Origin of the sequence: Providencia sp. PROV061 (assembly GCF_011045655.1) — a bacterium.
GTDB lineage: Bacteria > Pseudomonadota > Gammaproteobacteria > Enterobacterales > Enterobacteriaceae > Providencia > Providencia hangzhouensis.
Window position 1 is genome coordinate 304,860 of record NZ_CP042861.1, and the last position, 16,573, is coordinate 321,432.

The 16,573-nt window shown below is 41.7% G+C and carries 13 protein-coding genes; 4 read left to right on the forward strand and 9 right to left on the reverse strand.

Features of this window, described 5'->3' with window-relative positions; genetic code table 11:
* Nucleotides 1–21 precede the first annotated feature (21 nt).
* The gene (gene fabY, locus FVA72_RS01435; protein ID WP_110592676.1) at nt 22–936 is read left to right on the forward strand and encodes a fatty acid biosynthesis protein FabY; all 915 of its coding nucleotides are present in this window, start codon (nt 22–24) and stop codon (nt 934–936) included.
* A 76-nt stretch (nt 937–1,012) separates the two neighbouring features.
* Here fabY and FVA72_RS01440 read toward each other — a convergent pair whose 3' ends face one another.
* Nucleotides 1,013–2,770: an AsmA family protein gene (locus FVA72_RS01440; protein ID WP_110592675.1), complete on the reverse strand. Its 1,758-nt coding sequence runs from the start codon at nt 2,768–2,770 to the stop codon at nt 1,013–1,015.
* A gap of 126 nt (nt 2,771–2,896) precedes the next feature.
* A complete protein-coding gene (locus tag FVA72_RS01445) occupies nt 2,897–4,285 on the reverse strand; it encodes a uracil-xanthine permease family protein (RefSeq protein ID WP_036958597.1) in 1,389 nt (462 codons plus the stop codon).
* 235 nt (nt 4,286–4,520) lie between these two features.
* On the opposite strand from FVA72_RS01445, the gene gltS reads away from it, so the two are divergent.
* Nucleotides 4,521–5,735, forward strand: a complete 1,215-nt coding sequence (gene gltS, locus FVA72_RS01450; protein WP_004262677.1) for a sodium/glutamate symporter — start codon at nt 4,521–4,523, stop codon at nt 5,733–5,735.
* Between the two features lie 97 nt (nt 5,736–5,832).
* Here gltS and recG read toward each other — a convergent pair whose 3' ends face one another.
* Genes recG through gmk form a run of 5 tightly spaced genes read right to left on the reverse strand, consistent with a single transcriptional unit; the run spans nt 5,833 to nt 11,758 of the window.
* Nucleotides 5,833–7,914 (reverse strand): ATP-dependent DNA helicase RecG, encoded by a 2,082-nt coding sequence (gene recG, locus FVA72_RS01455; protein ID WP_110592674.1) that lies wholly within the window; start codon nt 7,912–7,914, stop codon nt 5,833–5,835.
* 15 nt (nt 7,915–7,929) lie between these two features.
* The gene (gene trmH / locus FVA72_RS01460; RefSeq protein WP_096863551.1) at nt 7,930–8,643 is read right to left on the reverse strand and encodes a tRNA (guanosine(18)-2'-O)-methyltransferase TrmH; all 714 of its coding nucleotides are present in this window, start codon (nt 8,641–8,643) and stop codon (nt 7,930–7,932) included.
* 22 nt (nt 8,644–8,665) lie between these two features.
* A complete protein-coding gene (gene spoT, locus FVA72_RS01465) occupies nt 8,666–10,783 on the reverse strand; it encodes a bifunctional GTP diphosphokinase/guanosine-3',5'-bis pyrophosphate 3'-pyrophosphohydrolase (RefSeq protein WP_004262666.1) in 2,118 nt (705 codons plus the stop codon).
* Nucleotides 10,784–10,802: 19 nt separating this feature from the next.
* Nucleotides 10,803–11,078, reverse strand: a complete 276-nt coding sequence (rpoZ, locus tag FVA72_RS01470) for a DNA-directed RNA polymerase subunit omega (protein WP_004262665.1) — start codon at nt 11,076–11,078, stop codon at nt 10,803–10,805.
* 56 nt (nt 11,079–11,134) lie between these two features.
* Nucleotides 11,135–11,758, reverse strand: coding sequence for a guanylate kinase (gene gmk / locus FVA72_RS01475; RefSeq protein WP_110592673.1), 624 nt, complete (start codon nt 11,756–11,758; stop codon nt 11,135–11,137).
* A 320-nt stretch (nt 11,759–12,078) separates the two neighbouring features.
* On the opposite strand from gmk, the gene ligB reads away from it, so the two are divergent.
* The gene (gene ligB / locus FVA72_RS01480; protein WP_110592672.1) at nt 12,079–13,806 is read left to right on the forward strand and encodes an NAD-dependent DNA ligase LigB; all 1,728 of its coding nucleotides are present in this window, start codon (nt 12,079–12,081) and stop codon (nt 13,804–13,806) included.
* A 37-nt stretch (nt 13,807–13,843) separates the two neighbouring features.
* Here the strand turns inward: ligB and FVA72_RS01485 are convergent, their stop codons facing one another.
* Nucleotides 13,844–14,458, reverse strand: coding sequence for a trimeric intracellular cation channel family protein (locus tag FVA72_RS01485; RefSeq protein WP_004262660.1), 615 nt, complete (start codon nt 14,456–14,458; stop codon nt 13,844–13,846).
* A gap of 122 nt (nt 14,459–14,580) precedes the next feature.
* Between FVA72_RS01485 and FVA72_RS01490 the strand changes: the two genes are divergently transcribed.
* Complete coding sequence (locus FVA72_RS01490; RefSeq protein WP_172974359.1) at nt 14,581–15,912, forward strand: DUF3748 domain-containing protein; 1,332 nt, start codon at nt 14,581–14,583, stop codon at nt 15,910–15,912.
* Between the two features lie 307 nt (nt 15,913–16,219).
* Here the strand turns inward: FVA72_RS01490 and FVA72_RS01495 are convergent, their stop codons facing one another.
* Nucleotides 16,220–16,534 carry a YceK/YidQ family lipoprotein gene (locus tag FVA72_RS01495; protein WP_096863582.1) on the reverse strand — a complete coding sequence of 105 codons (315 nt, stop codon included), beginning with the start codon at nt 16,532–16,534 and terminating at the stop codon, nt 16,220–16,222.
* Between the last annotated feature and the right edge of the window lie 39 nt (nt 16,535–16,573).

A 16,573-nucleotide genomic window follows, 5' to 3' on the forward strand; every position in this document is an offset into this window, starting at 1 on the left:
TCATTTTTAAAGGGGGAAGCGATGTACCATTTACGTACACCGAAAGATGATATTGAATTTGCAACTTACTACCATTTTCGCTGGGAAATGTTGCGAAAACCGTTTAATCAACCCCTAGGTTCAGAAAAAGATGGTTATGATTTAACCGCACACCATCAAATGGTCGTGGATGATAAAAACCGTATTCTTGCCATTGGTCGCTTATATATCAATGCTGACAACGAGGGAGCAATCCGTTTTTTAGCCGTTAACCCTGCCATGCAAGGTAAAGGACTCGGTAAATTGATTATCATGGCCCTAGAGTCCGTTGCACGCCAAGAAGGCGTCAAACGCATCGTATCCAGTGTTCGTGAAGAAGCAGTACCCTTTTTCGATAAAATGGGCTTTGAGAACCGTGGGCAAGTTGCTGGGCAGTTAAAAACACCTGTGCGCCATTACTTGATGATCAAACCCATTGAGACATTAGACCAAATTCTACATCGTCCAGACTGGTGTGGTGAGTTACAACAAGCTTGGTATAAGTATATTCCATTAAGCGAAAAAATGGGGGTTCGAGTCGACCAATACACGGGGACTCGTTTTATTACTACCATGCCGGAGGCGGGCAATCAAAACCCCCATGAAACGATTTTTGCAGGGAGCCAATTTTCATTAGCCACACTGACAGGATGGGGGCTGATTTGGCTGTTAATGCAAGAACACCAGCTTGGTGGCGATATTGTATTGGTCGATGCCAGTATTCGTTATGGTAAACCTGTAAGTGGCAGGCCTACAGCAACTGCGGACTTAGCTAATATGAGCGGTGACCTTGACCGTTTAGCTCGGGGTAGCAAAGCGCGAGTAAAACTGAAAGTCGAAGTCAGTAACCCCGATGGTAAAGTGGGCGCTGTATTCAGTGGTGTCTATATGGTGTTACCTGTAGAGCCCGCAAAGTAACGTTGTTCATTGAAAATTAAAAGATAAAGGCAGGTATGATTGACCTGCCTTTTGTATTTCTATGGATTGATAGTTTTTATGGATTGCTAAGAGCGGGGAGCGGCTCTACCAAAGAAGGCTCGGTAGGCTGTAAATCGGCTTCGGACTCTACTGAAGAAGTGACAACCCCGTTAACAACGGTACGGAATAGGCGTTTACCTTGCAATGGTATGGCCATCAATTCCCCATTCAAACTTTTTGCCACTGATGGGGCGAGTAAGTCCCCTTGTAATGTCGCATCAAAGTCACCGATAACTTGAGCTGGGAAGCCTGCCCAACCCCATTGGTTTAAATCGACGAGGTCAATATTAGAACCTGATGCCCTGAGTAAGAAGGGGACTTTTTTGGGCTCTTGTTTTACCAGCAAGCCAATTTTACTGATACCTTTATCAGTACTGACCGTTAAGCTCGCTGCTGCCGAGGATTTACCACTTTGGCGTATTTCGACAAATGGACGGCGCACTAGAACTTGGTTGATTGTGCCGCTATCTGCATTGAATGTCGCTTTACCGCTCCAAATTCCCCATTGTTTTTGTTTGATTAAATCAACATTTTCAATATTACCGCTTAATGCCGTCAACTCGAAAGGAAATTGCGGCTGGATATTCATCAAAAGTGATTGGGAAAGGGTGAATTTCTTAATATTTAAACCGGACAACCACGCTGGCGTTGGTTGCGCGAAGAAGGACAACCAATTTTCAGGTAAGGTATATAAGATACCCGCGAGTTTACCTTCATCGATAGTGAGTACTTGATTATTGCGTTGCCAAGACCCACTGAGGTTAAAAATGCCTTTATTATAGTAACCTGATAACTTGCTGATATAGAGGTTATCACCGTTAATATTCAGCTCTCCAATTAAGGTACTCAGCTGCTGGTCTTTCACGACGAATTGGTCGACATTAAAGCTAATGCTGCTTTTAGGGCTAGTCCAGCTGCCTCTAACGAAGCTGAGTTGGTCAATTTCGGTGCTTAAGCCAGAAAGTGCCCAATCTTTACCTTGAATATCAACATTGGTTAGTTCTACTTTTTTGACTTGCAGTGATTTATCACTCGTTATTGCATCAAATAGTGAATCGAAATCAACATTATTTTCCCAGCCAACTTTATTCATGGTGAGGGAGTCAACCATGATAGAGCCATCATTAAGTACCTTCCCAGTGCCCGCAATATAGCCATTATTTAAGTAGGCACTGGCTTGGCTTATTTCTGTTCCTTGCTGCTGTAATTTACCGGTAATGGCAACATTCTTGAATGCAAGGTCATTGAATTTTAATTGGTTAGAGGTAAATCGAAAATCACCGTAACCAAAAGGAGTGTTTTCGGTGGGTTTCCAAGGGGTCATTCCTCCCGTAAAGCCGGCGACTTGTACCGTATCATTGCCTTTTTTAAGCGTAATCTGGCTATTTTCAAATTGCAAAATAGTCGCGGAAATAGGGAACAACACCGTATTTGGTGAGACTGTTGTAGATAATGTCCCTTGAGTGATAACCAAACGTTTTATTGCGGTGCCACTAAATAGGTTTAGCCAATTAACATCAACCACGACTTGCCGTGAATCTAAAGATAGGTCACTGTTTTTAGCCGTTAACTTAACATCTTGGAAGATGAACTCACCGGGGTTAGAAAACTCATGCCCCATAATTCCCACATCAATATCGTAATCGGTAAATTTACTTAAAAATTGACTGGAGTAGGATGCGCCCCAACGGGTTTGTAGCCCGATATAAGTAAAAATAAACAATAGCAGCAGTAACAAAAGTGCATAGGTAGTAAATTTGATTAACCATTTCACAGTTTACTGCTCCTTTGGTTTGTGAACGAATAGACACAGGAAGAAACCGTCTAATATAACGACAATTTAAGGATAGCATACAGAAAAACCGCCAGAGTGTTCAACACTGGCGGCTAGAATGAAAGGTTATTTTTCGAGAGGGAAGACTAAATTCAGAACAATTGCAGTTAAACCACCCGCAGCAATACCTGAAGAAAATAATGTTTTTAACCAGTCAGGCGCGAATTGCAAAATCAAGGGTTGCTGTGACACACCCATACCCACGGCGAGAGAAAGGGCTATAATCATGATGGCGCGGCGATTGAGTGGCTCACGAGACACGATACGCACTCCTGAAGCGGCAATGGTACCAAACATCACAATGGTTGCTCCGCCTAATACGGGCTCAGGGATTTGTTGTACAAAGCCTGCAACCGCAGGGAATAGCCCTAATAACACTAACATTAAAGCAACAATGTAACCGACATAGCGACTTGCCACCCCTGTTAATTGGATAACACCGTTGTTCTGCCCAAAACAAGAGTTAGGGAAAGTATTAAATACCGCTGAGACCATCGAGTTCAAACCATTGGCAAGTACGCCACCTTTGATTCGTTTCATATATAAAGGGCCACGAACGGGTTGTTCTGATACATCAGAAGTGGCGGTAATGTCACCTATCGTTTCTAAGGAAGTCACCATGAAAATGAGAATTAATGGGATCAACAGGTTCCAGTCGAAGGATAAGCCATAATAGAAAGGCTCAGGAACAGTAATAATTGGCTGATTGGCTTCCATTGGTTGCGCATTTGGCAACATGTCCATCCACCAAGCTGCAATATAACCAACGGCCATGGCAATAACTAAAGATGCGACACGTAAGTAAGGGTTTTTCTGCCGATTAAGTAAAATAATAACCGCTAAAACAACCCCAGCCAAAATCAGGTAATCTGGTGAACCGAAGGTATTATCGCTAATCGCACCATAACCACCACCAATGGAGGTCAAGCCGACTTGAATTAAAGATAAGCCGATGATCATGACAACGACACCAGAAACCAGTGGTGTAATGACTCGACGGGCTAGATGTAGAAAACGTGAAAGAATCACTTCGGTTAATGCGGCTACGAGTAAAGTACCAAACAAAGCTGCCATCATGGATGGGATATCAGCCCCACCTTGCTTGAGTGCAACACCTCCCATGATTAACGGTGCAACAAAGTTAAAACTGGTTCCTTGAATCGAAAGTAGGCCTGAGCCAATAGGGCCCCATGCACGAATTTGAATTAAAGAAGCAATACCGGAGGCAAATAAAGACATACTAATGATGCGCTGAGTATCGTGAGCTGGCAGCCCCAGAGCCTGACAAATCAGCATCGCTGGGGTAATAACAGCGACAAACATCGCTAGAAGATGTTGCCCGGCAGCAAACAAAGCTTGCGGCAGCGGTGGACGGTCTTCTAATTTGTAAATAAGTTCGCTTTGCGTGTGTATGGTCGCTTCAGTAGTTTGCTTTTCAGACGTCGCAGTATTCATTGCCTTCATTTCTCGCCAACAAAAAACGCATTGTAATGTGTCGAAATTAAAAAGCAATCGTTTGCTTTTAAAAAATATATTCATTAGTTAAATAGTGTCGTCACATTTATATATATTTTAACTTGTATTTATAACAGTTTTTTTTTCTAATCCTACAACCTGCTTTTGGCGTTTTAAGGAAGAAATTAACGTCTAACTAGTTTTTGATAATTTTAACAACAGACGAGGTACGTGAATGTATCATCTCGATGTCTACGGTACACTGGTAGCTGCTACCTTAGTATTATTGCTTGGGCGTAAACTGGTAAAATCAGTCCCTTTTCTTGAAAAATATACCATCCCTGAACCTGTTGCGGGTGGGTTGTTAGTTGCTTTTAGTCTTTTATTGCTTAAACAATTATTTGACTGGAGCCTTTCTTTTGACTTATCACTGCAAGAACCTATGATGCTGGCATTCTTTGCCACTATTGGTCTTAATGCCAACCTTGCTAGCTTGAAAGCTGGTGGTAAGGCATTGTTTATATTTATTTTTGTGGTTGTAGGCTTATTGCTAGTCCAAAACACAGTGGGGATTGCCCTTGCTGAATTATTGGGACTAGACCCTTTAATGGGGCTGTTAGCTGGCTCAATTACCTTATCTGGCGGCCATGGTACTGGTGCGGCATGGGGTAAAATTTTCACTGAAAATTATGGTTTCCAAAGTGCAACAGAAGTTGCAATGGCGTGTGCTACATTTGGACTCGTTCTTGGTGGTTTAATTGGCGGACCTGTTGCACGTTTTCTAACACGTAATATTCCAACGCCAGGAACGGCAGAAGATGATAAAGATGTGCCAACTGCATTTGAGAAGCCTCAATCAGGGCGCATGATCACGTCAATGGTTTTAATTGAAACTATTGCATTGATTGCTATCTGTTTGCTGATAGGAAGTTATATTGCAGGTGAATTAGCCGATACTCCTTTTGCACTGCCTAAATTTGTATGTGTACTGTTTGTTGGTGTTATTTTAAGCAATAGCCTATCACTGCTTGGTTTTTACCGAGTGTTTGACCGCGCCGTTTCTGTTATGGGTAACGTGAGCCTATCATTATTCTTAGCGATGGCTTTAATGAGCTTGAAGCTCTGGGAATTAGCATCACTGGCCATTCCAATGATCATCATTCTTGCTGTACAAGCTTGTGTAATGGCAGGGTATGCAATTTTTGTTACCTTCCGTGTGATGGGGAAAAACTATGATGCCGCTATTTTAGCTGCGGGGCATTGTGGTTTCGGTCTTGGGGCTACGCCAACAGCGATTGCGAATATGCAAGCGGTAACGGATAGGTTGGGTCCATCTCACCTTGCGTTCCTTGTGGTCCCAATGGTTGGGGCATTCTTCATTGATATTGTTAATGCGATAGTCATTAAATTGTATTTAATGTTGCCACTATTCCCAACTATTGCGGGATAGTTTTTATTTAATAATAAATCAAGTTAAGCAGGTATTGCCGTGAAAATATTCACGGCAATTTTCATTTTAAGGAATGGATAAAAAGAAGATATAAAACTTAAGCGTGGCTGTATTGTTCTCGCTCAGGTAACCAGCGCTCAATAAGTTGTTGTGCATTTTCTGGGTAGTTTTGTTGAATATGGTGAGCGAGGCGTTGCACTTCTGGCAACATATATTGGTCACGTAACAAATCAGCGACCTTAAATTCTGCATTTCCTGTTTGTCTAGTGCCTAATAATTCCCCAGGCCCGCGAATTTCAAGATCTTTTTGTGCGATAACAAAGCCATCATTGCTGTCCCGCAATACTTGTAGCCGTTGTTTAGCGGTGTGGGTTAGCGGTGTCTTATATAATAATACGCAGTGAGATGCGATAGCTCCACGGCCAACTCGCCCTCTCAATTGGTGCAATTGAGCTAAACCAAGGCGCTCAGGGTTATCAATGATCATCAAACTGGCATTAGGCACATCAACACCGACTTCAATGACCGTTGTAGCCACAAGCAGTTGAATTTCATTCCTTTTAAAAGCCGCCATAATGCTTTGTTTTTCAGCAGGTTTCATTCGCCCGTGGACTAAGCCTACTTTTAATTCAGGTAGTGCCAGTGCGAGTTCTTCGCTGGTCACTTGAGCCGCTTGTGCTTCTAATAATTCAGAGTCTTCAATGAGTGTACAGACCCAATAGGCTTGGCGACCTTCTTCAATACAGGCTTGGCGAACGCGTTCAATAATATCGTTACGGCGAGTGTCCGGGATGGCGACAGTAGTGACAGGCGTACGGCCTGGAGGAAGTTCATCGATGACAGAGGTATCTAAGTCTGCATATGCTGTCATCGCCAGTGTCCGTGGGATTGGCGTAGCGGTCATGATCAATTGATGAGGGTGGTACCCTTGCTGCTCACCTTTTTCACGCAGAGCGAGCCGCTGATGAACGCCAAAGCGATGTTGTTCATCAATGATAACAAGCCCCAGCGCTTTAAAGCTCACTTGCTCTTGGAAAATAGCGTGTGTTCCAACAACCATCGCAACTTCTCCACTTGCGATGGCATCTTGCTGAGCCTGACGTGCCTTACCCTTCTGTTTGCCCGCTAGCCAACCCACTTTAATGCCTAAAGGCTCTAACCATTGTTTGAATGTATTGGCATGTTGCTCTGCAAGAATTTCGGTGGGAGCCATCAAAGCTACTTGTTTGCCATTCTCGATGGCACAAACGGCCGCTAAGGCCGCAACAAGCGTTTTTCCTGACCCTACATCCCCTTGAATCAAACGCATCATAGGGGCATCTTTGGCGAGGTCTGCTTCAATTTCGCTAACAACACGGTTTTGTGCATTTGTTGGCGAGAAAGGTAATTGTGCGAGTAACTGTGATTTTAATTGACCACTTGTTGCTAAAGGCTCGGCATATAGGCGTTCGTTGCCTGCACGGATGGCTAGCATACTGAGGTGATGTGCTAAAAGCTCTTCGAGTATAAGCCGTTTCTGGGCAGGATGGTGCCCTTTCTCCAGTTCAATCAAAGCGACATTCGGTGGTGGATTGTGTAATAAGCGAATGGCATCTGGTAGGCTTATCATTCCACGGCTAAGCTCTTCTGGAAGCAATTCTTTTATTTTTCCGCTATCAAGTAACCTTAGCGCTTGTTCCATTACCTTGCGTAAAGTGGCCTGACGAATACCTTCCGTGGTTGGGTAAACGGGTGTTAAGTTCTCTTGTAAGCTGATATTGCTGGTGTCTTGGGAGACTTTATATTCGGGGTGAATGATTTCTGGCCCTGTATTTCCTCTGCGAACTTCCCCATAGGCGGTGACCTGTTTTCCTTCTGCTAAGTTATTCTTCATTGCAGCTGAAAAATTAAAAAAACGTAAGGTGAGGTTACCTGTGCCATCGGAAATCAAGCAGGTCATCATTCTTTTGCGGCCGAATACCACTTTAGTTTGCAGTATTTCACCGGTAATTGTTGCGGTCGTACCGGGGAGGAGATCTTTTATTTGATATAGACGGGTGTGGTCTTCATAGCGTAAAGGGAAATGAAGAAGAAGGTCTTGAACGGTGTTCAAACCGATTTTACGCATTTTTTCTGACTGGCTTGCTCCAATTCCGTGCAATGAAGTCAGTGAAATGGTATCAAGTAGCCCATTATTCATGTTATTTCCTTTTATTTAACCAAACTGCCGTCTTTTCATTTTTTCGGTTAATTGCATTTGTGCCCACCACGAGTCATCAGCTTCAATTTGCCCTTGGTTATTGATAAATGGGCGAGGAAGTCCCTTACGTTTAGCAACTTCAGCCAGTACAGGGTAACCTCCTTCAAATAACCAAGTTTGTTGTTCATCTGGTGAGAGTAAGCAATGGTCACGTTCGTACATACCCGCCTGCTGCCGTTGTCGTTGGGCTTCATATAAAATCAGTGCAGAAGCAACGGAAACGTTCAAAGATTGCACCATGCCAGCCATTGGAATGATAATGTGTTTATCAGCCAGTGCGAGGGCTTGTTGTGAAATCCCTGTTTTTTCTTGCCCCATCATAATACAAGTTGGCAAAGTATAATCAATTTCACGAAAATCAACGGCATGTTCTGATAAGTTAGTCGCCAAAACCTGCATATTTTGTGATTTTATGTGGGCAATTGCTTCTTCGGTGGATGTGTGTGAAATAATTTTAACCCAGCTATTACTCCCCGCAGCAGAAGAAACGGACAGTTTGACTTGTTGGTCCGGCCAAATAGCATGAATTTGATGGATCCCTACGGCATCCGCACTGCGTACAATCGCAGAAACATTGTGCGGTTTATGAATTTCTTCGAGGCAGAGAGTTAGGTCAGGCTGCCGCATCGCCATCATTTGGCAAATGCGGCGATAGCGGCGTTCATTCATAGTTATTAATTACGTATGGTCGTTAATTACGGTTTCGGCTAACACGTAGAACGTCAGGCATAATACGGATTTTCCGCATCACATTTGCCAATTGAACTCGGTTTTTAGTTGTAAGGCGAATAAAAGCGCAATATACACGGCCATCTTTTTCTTCTGTATTCATACTTTGAATACTTGAATTGGCGTCATTAATGGCGGCAGTTAAATTCGCTAAAGCACCTTGGTGATTAATCATATCCACTTTAATTTCAGCGATAAAGTCGGTATCAGTGTCGTTGTCCCATTCAACAGCCATAAATTTATCAGGTTCTTTTTGATAACCACGAATGTTGCGGCAGGATTCATGATGAATAACGAGACCTTTACCAGGACTAATATGTGCAACAATTGGGTCACCAGGAATAGGACGACAACATTTTGCAAAGGTGATTAAAACACCATCAGCACCTTTGATAGAGAGTTTATTCCGGCTTTCAACTAACACTTGTTCTTCAGGTGTATTTTGTGGATTGTTCTGTAGGTTACGTGCGACAACCACACTCATTGCATTACCCAACCCAATTTCAGCAAGCAAATCATCGATAGAGTGCAGCTTCATGCGTGCCAATTCTGCATCAATATTAGCTTGAGGGATATCAGTAAGTTTATTTCCTGCCCCTAGCGCATGGTTGAGTAAACGGCGACCTAAATTAATAGAATCTTCACGTTTTAAGTTTTTCAATAACTGGCGAATTTTGGCCCGCGCTTTTGAGCTGACAACAAAATTGAGCCATGCTGCATTTGGCCGTGCGCCTGGCGCGGTAATAATTTCGACAGTTTGGCCACTCGTAAGGGATTGCGAAAGTGGGTAAGGCTGGCGATCAACGCGCGCGCCCACGCAAGCATGACCAATATCCGTGTGTACTGCGTAGGCAAAGTCAACAGGTGTTGCACCGGTAGGTAATTCAACAATACGGCCTTCTGGGGTGAAAACGTAGATTTCATCCGGAAATAGATCCGATTTAACGCTTTCAATAAATTCAAACGAGCTACCTGCACTTTGTTGTAACTCAAGTAGACTTTGCATCCAACGTTGAGCTCTAACTTGTGCTGTTGTACCTTGTTCGCCTTGCTCTTTATAGGCCCAATGCGCAGCAACCCCCATCTCAGCCATTTGGTCCATGTCTTCTGTGCGAATTTGCACTTCGACAGGAACACCATGTGGGCCAATCAATGAGGTATGTAGCGATTGATAGCCGTTGGCTTTAGGGATAGCAATATAGTCTTTAATACGTCCCGGACGCGGTTTGTATAAACTATGCATTTGGCCTAAAACGCGGTAGCAAGTATCCACATCTTTTACAATTACCCTAAAAGCATAGATATCCATAATGGAATGGAAACGTTGCTCTTTTTGGTGCATTTTGCGATAGATGGAATAAAGGTGTTTTTCTCTGCCACTTACGCGACAAGGAACACCTGCCTCGGTTAGCCTACCGTCAATTTCCGAGAGAATTTTTTGGATCATCTCTTTTCGGTTACCGCGAGCAGCCTTGACGACTTCCTTAATAACACGATAACGGTTGGGATATAACGCTTCAAAACCCAGCTCTTCAAGCTCTGTTTTGATGTGGTGTATACCTAGCCTGTGGGCTAACGGGCTATATATTTCAAGGGTTTCACGTGCAATGCGCCGACGTTTATCGGGCCTAAGTGAACCCAACGTGCGCATGTTGTGAGTGCGGTCTGCCAGTTTTATCAAAATGACACGGATATCTTTTACCATCGCCATGATCATTTTGCGGAAGTTTTCTGCTTGGGCTTCTTTTTTGTCGCGAAAGTTGAGCTTGTCTAGTTTGGATACACCTTCGACGAGACCGGCGACGGTGGTACCAAACAATTCTTCTATATCTTGAAATGTCGCTGGAGTATCTTCAATCACATCATGAAGTAGCGCTGCCATTAGTGTTTCATGGTCCAAACGCATCTCAGCAAGAATACAAGCAACAGCAACTGGGTGAGTAATATAAGGCTCACCACTTGAACGGGTCTGTCCTTCATGGGCATCCCGAGCAACAACATAGGCTTTTCTTAGTAATTCAATTTGTTCTTTAGGAAGATACTTTTGAATGACTAAATTAAGGCTTTCAAACAGATACAAGGCAGACCCACCTTAGTGATTAGCGACGACCTTCAGCGATTGCAGAAACTGCTTGCATTTCAGCCGCTTCTTGCTCTTGCTGTTCTTGGCGCTCACGCACATCTAAAATGTGACCGTTGATTAAGCCTTCTTCTACTTCACGTAATGCGATAACAGTGTATTTATCATTTTCTTCAGGAACTAAAGGGTCTTTTCCACCCGTTTGTAACTGACGAGCTCTACGTGCCGCAACCAATACGAGGTCAAAGCGGTTACCAATTTTTTCTACTGCGTCTTGAACAGTTACGCGTGCCATAAATGTGCTACTCCAAAGAAATAAAAAAATGACCTGATATGATACTGAAACTATTCTCAGTCTGCTAGTAATTTGCTGATTAAAGCATCATGTCGTTGAACTTGACGCCCTAATTTTAAACGCTCAGTACGGATGATAGATTGTAAATCGCTCAGTGCGGTATTGAAATCATCATTAACAATAAGGTAATCATACTCGTTGAAATGTTCAATTTCACCTACTGCTTGTGACATGCGTTTTTCAATAACTTCATCGCTGTCTTGCCCACGACCACGCAGTCTGCGATAAAGTTCATCTTTTGATGGTGGGAGAATGAAAATACTACGCGCCTCAGGCATTTTGGCTCTTATCTGCTGCGCTCCCTGCCAATCGATATCAAGAAAAACATCAACACCACTATTTAATACATCTTCAATGATAGGTTTGGACGTCCCATAATAATTCCCAAAAACGTATGCATGCTCTAGGAATTCACCTTTGTCGACCATTTGTAAAAAATCAGTTTCAGATACAAAGAAATAGTGCTCGCCATGGACTTCTCCTGGACGTGCAGTTCGAGTTGTATGAGAAACGGAAACCTGTGTGTCATACAATGGTTGTGTTTTTAATAAAGCCTGAATCAGACTTGATTTCCCTGCTCCACTAGGGGCAGAAACAATATATAACGTGCCTTGTATCATGATGATTTCTTGAATAGTCGAGGATTAAACATAAAAGATGGTGATAAACCCGACATAGTATACACGGACTTGCATCAACATGCAGCGATATCAATAAATCATGAATTTTAATTAAATGAATTTGATTAGTAACTAAATTGTGAACGGGCTCGAGAAATTAACTTATTACTCATGAAAGCATCATTAGTTTTGCGAAGCCTTTTGCAAACAACTTCTTTTGAGGATGAAGACTTTGAGAGGTTGTTTGATGCTTAGCAACTGAGGAGAAAATGCTTTAAAAGAGTAACATCTTAATGGATTGGTAATAACAAGGAATAGTTATGATTTATATTTTGTATGGTTATTGGTTCGCGTCAGTTTATAGACTAAGTGGGTTAATTGTTGGGGTAATGGTGTGTATTAATGTTGCTCAAGCAACGCAGCAAATTGCCGTTAATAAACCGTGTGAAAAACAAAATAGTAAAATAATAATTCAGGAAAGTCATCGGTTAGGAAAACAATTACAACTGTGGAACCAAGCTTACCGTTTGGCGGGTAGCAGTTCCATTAGTGATGAAGCTTATGACCAGCTATTTAATTTATGGCGTTCTTTACAACGATGCCAGCAACTCCCCGAAGAATTGCCAGAAGTACTATTACCTGAAAAATCACAGCTAACTATGCATCCCATTCCTCATACAGGGTTAAAGAAACTCAATGAATTAGAAGTTTATAGCTGGATAGAAACACGTAAAAATATCTGGCTACAACCTAAAGTTGATGGTGTAGCAGTAACGTTGGTTTATAAAAATGGCAAGCTTATTTCCATGATTAGCCGAGGAAATAGTGTTGAAGGAATCGAGTGGCGGGCAAAAGCAGATTTTATTCCTGCGATACCCAAACAAATCAAATATTCAGGCATGTTAGTTCTTCAAGGCGAATTGTTTTGGCGTATGAATGGACATATTCAAGCTAAAAGTGGGGGAGTGAACGCTCGTAATAAGATTGCGGGGTGGTTAATGCGAAAAAATGAGCCAACCGCCCTTGAAGAAAATATTGGTATTTTTATTTGGGCATGGCCTGCGGGGGATGCTAATCCAAAAACACAGTTAACATTACTTTCTGAGATAGGTTTTCCGCTTGCTGAACAATATAGCCATAAAATTGAAAATAAGATTCAAGCTAAGCAACTAAGGGAATACTATTATCAAGGGCAATTACCATTTGCTACAGATGGCGTAGTGCTTAAAAATTTTCCAGCGCCAGCAGCATCAGCTTGGCAATCAAAACAAAATAGTTGGGCGATTGCATGGAAATATCCATTACGCAGTGTGCTATCAGAGGTAACTAAGCTTCAGTTCAATATAGGAAGGACCGGGAGAATTAGTGTTGTAGCTAGCATAACCCCCATCAATATTGACTCGAAAACTATTTCAAAGGTAAATGCTGGATCATTATCATCATGGGAAAAACGAGATTTACTTGTTGGAGATAAAATACTTGTCTCTCTTTCAGGGCTAGGAAGTCCAAAGATTGAAGATGTTATTTGGCGACGAGAGGAACGCGAATATCCAGAGACATCAACCTTAAAGCAATTTCACTCACTCAGTTGTCTTACTTATACTGAAGTTTGCTCACAGCAGTTTGTTGCAAGGTTAACGTGGTTAGGTAAACAACTACGTATGCGAGGAATAAGTGAGGCTACATGGCGCCAGTGGGTAGAAAACCATAACCTAACTCGATTAACAACTTGGTTGTCAGAACAATGGCAAAGCGATTTATCGAAAGGTAAAAAACACCAAATGTTAGTAAAGCAACTGAAAATGGCAAAGGATCAACCTATTTCGCTTTGGTTAAAAGGTCTCGCAATTCCACTAACTAAATTACAAGTAGGGAAAGTGACTGACATAGGTATGTTGTATGACCCATCATGGGTTAACAGTATAAATTTGACGAAGCTGCAAAAGAAAAAATTAGCTAGTTGGCTAGCGGAACCAGAAATTGAATCTATTTTACGTATATTGTCTGACATGAAAGCGATTCAGCCATCAATAGCAAGCCATCAATAGTAAATCATTAATGGCTGAAACTCTTTTATTGATTAGATTAATCTTGGTTTTCGTAATTAAAAATAGGCAAACCGAGACGATAACGAATGGCTATTAGCCTTGCACTCAAGCCAACAACGAGTGTGATAATAACCACGATATCTTTAGGTAAAGGCGTTTGTAATAGGCCAATATAGATCCAAGCGGCAGCGAAAGAAACGCCAGCATAGACTTCTTTTTGGAAAACTAAAGGGATTGTGTTACACAGCATGTCTCTTAACACACCACCAAAAACGCCAGTAATCACTGCTGCAATAGCTGCAATGATTGGGCTGTAGTGCATATCGAGTGCTATTTGGGCGCCAAGTATAGAAAATACAATTAGTCCGATAGCATCTAATATGAGGAATAATCGGCGTAAATGTTTCATCATAGGGGCTATCCAGATTGTCACAATCGCAGCGCCTGCAACAGTCAGGATATACTCAGGATGTTCCACCCAACCTAGGGGGTAATGGCCAAGTAAGATATCACGGACGGAACCACCACCAATTGCCGTCGCGGACGCAATAATAATGACGCCAAAGACATCCATTTTTCGTCTGCCAGCCGCAAGTGCTCCAGTCATGGCTTCTGCGGTGATACCAATAATATAAAGTACACTTAATAACATGGTAGTTTTGTTCGAGATTAAGGTTATTGCTAAAGGGTAATATTACTTATGAAACTTCTCGACTGAGATTTTTTAGTATTGATTAAACTAGATTAGTTAAAGTAATCCGATAGCGATATTAAATGATGTCAAAGGATAACAGATTGAATAATAAATTGCCCTATAAAGAAACACGTTTAACGCATGATGAACGAAGCCACCAACTAACGAATATTAATATCTGGACTCCAGACAGCCAGTGGTTAGCGTATGATATACGGCCGAGCGGTAGTTCTTTTACAGGTTTATCTATAGAAAAAATTCATGTAAAAACATTACAAGTCGTTGAGGTTTATCGTGCAAGTCATGGGGCTCATGTTGGAGTGGTAACGGTAAGTCCTCAACTGCCAACTCAATATGCTTTTATCCATGGCCCTGAGTACCCTGATGAACAGTGGCAATATGACTTTCACCATCGAAGAGGGGTGTATGTTAAAGAAGATCAATTAAATGTAGCTCACCCAATTGATGCAATGTGTATTACCCCTCCGTATTTAGTGGGGGCGTTGCGTGGGGGGACTCATGTCCATGTTTTTAGTCCAGACGGAAAGTGGTTGAGTTTTACCTATAATGACCATGTAATGCATGAATTAGATGTGCAATTAGACCAACGAAATGTGGCAATTGCAGTACCTATTGGGCCTGTTAATGTGAGTCCTAAAATACATTTTCGAGAATATAGTGGCGATTACTTTTGTTGTGTTGTGACGCGAACAACGCAACAGCCTAAGCCTAGCAGCGATGAGATTAGCCGTGCATATGAAGAGGGTTGGGTAGGTCAAAAAGGTTATCAAAAAGAGAATGGAGAGTGGCAAGAAAGAGCGCTGGTGTTTATTGGTGACACTCATTCTACAAATGGAGAAATTATTCCTGAGATCTATATTGTTGACCTACCTTCACAGCTTGAGGATTACATGATTGCGGGGGAATCTCCTATCCAAGGAACAGAATCAAGCATGCCTTCCCCACCAAAAGGTATACAGCAAAGGCGTTTAACTTATACACACGATAAAAAATTTCCTGGTTTAGCGAAGCAGCCACGACATTGGCTAAGAACTTCGCCAGATGGTAAATCAATCGCTTGTTTGATGAATGATGATGACGGTAATGCTCAATTGTGGTTAGTTGATACGCTGACTGGAGTGCAAAGGCAGATAACTCAGGGTTCTTCACCGGTTCAGTCTGCCTTTAGCTGGGATAGTAAAGGTGAGCACATTTGCTTTATTTGTGACAATAGTGTCGTGTATTGTCATGTCGTGAGCGGAACCATACAAAAATTAACGCAGCGTACTGAACTTGCTCCTGTTGCTGATTCCGTTGTATTTTCACCTAATGATGAATTGATTGCGTTTATGCGAGATATTGATGGATTTAGGCAAATTTATACCGTAGAAACGGGTTTAAACAGCAAATAAAATAATTATGTTACTACAGTCACGAATAAAAAAAGTATTGATAAGCTTTTTTTTATCTGTGACTGTTTTTATTTTTCTCTGATTAGCATTTAAAAAATTTAATTGTTAATTATTCATGTAATGAGTGCAAAAATACTTATAAACAGAATAGAATATTTAAGTTAAGGAGATGGTTATCATAATAAGATAATAATTAAACAGATATTATATAAATGATTGGTCAGATCTTAGATTAAAAAATAATGTATTCATAAATACAGTTAATACACAATGAAATTTTAATTACAAACGTTTGATTGAGCCTGAATTACTTTTTGGTTTTATCTTTATTTTCAAGTTCTTCTATGCGTTTTTTGGGTGAGTCTGCTTTATCATCATTACCCGATTTCGCGTAATCTAAAGGAATTAAAAGAGTATCCATAACAACAGAAAAGGGTAAATCAATAGCAAGTAAAGGTTTAACAACCCAGCCGGTCTCATCATCTTTAATCATTTTAATACTGTTTTTCGATCCAGGGTAATAACCTTCTGATGGGCCTGCATGAGTCATAATACTGGAGCAACCACTCAAAATAAGAGGTGCGATAAGAAAATATAATCGTATTGAAATTAAACTCGGCATAGACATTGTTAACCTGTATTTAGTTTGTCGTCCCCAATA

Bases quoted from the DNA above. Each gene is read 5' to 3' on its own strand.
- fabY (WP_110592676.1), top strand. From the start codon at position 22: ATGTACCATTTACGTACACCGAAAGATGATATTGAATTTGCAACTTAC.
- FVA72_RS01445 (WP_036958597.1), bottom strand. From the start codon at position 4,285: ATGAATACTGCGACGTCTGAAAAGCAAACTACTGAAGCGACCATACAC.
- gltS (WP_004262677.1), top strand. From the start codon at position 4,521: ATGTATCATCTCGATGTCTACGGTACACTGGTAGCTGCTACCTTAGTA.
- recG (WP_110592674.1), bottom strand. From the start codon at position 7,914: ATGAATAATGGGCTACTTGATACCATTTCACTGACTTCATTGCACGGA.
- trmH (WP_096863551.1), bottom strand. From the start codon at position 8,643: ATGAATGAACGCCGCTATCGCCGCATTTGCCAAATGATGGCGATGCGG.
- rpoZ (WP_004262665.1), bottom strand. From the start codon at position 11,078: ATGGCACGCGTAACTGTTCAAGACGCAGTAGAAAAAATTGGTAACCGC.
- gmk (WP_110592673.1), bottom strand. From the start codon at position 11,758: ATGATACAAGGCACGTTATATATTGTTTCTGCCCCTAGTGGAGCAGGG.
- ligB (WP_110592672.1), top strand. From the start codon at position 12,079: ATGATTTATATTTTGTATGGTTATTGGTTCGCGTCAGTTTATAGACTA.
- FVA72_RS01485 (WP_004262660.1), bottom strand. From the start codon at position 14,458: ATGTTATTAAGTGTACTTTATATTATTGGTATCACCGCAGAAGCCATG.
- FVA72_RS01490 (WP_172974359.1), top strand. From the start codon at position 14,581: ATGATGTCAAAGGATAACAGATTGAATAATAAATTGCCCTATAAAGAA.
- FVA72_RS01495 (WP_096863582.1), bottom strand. From the start codon at position 16,534: ATGCCGAGTTTAATTTCAATACGATTATATTTTCTTATCGCACCTCTT.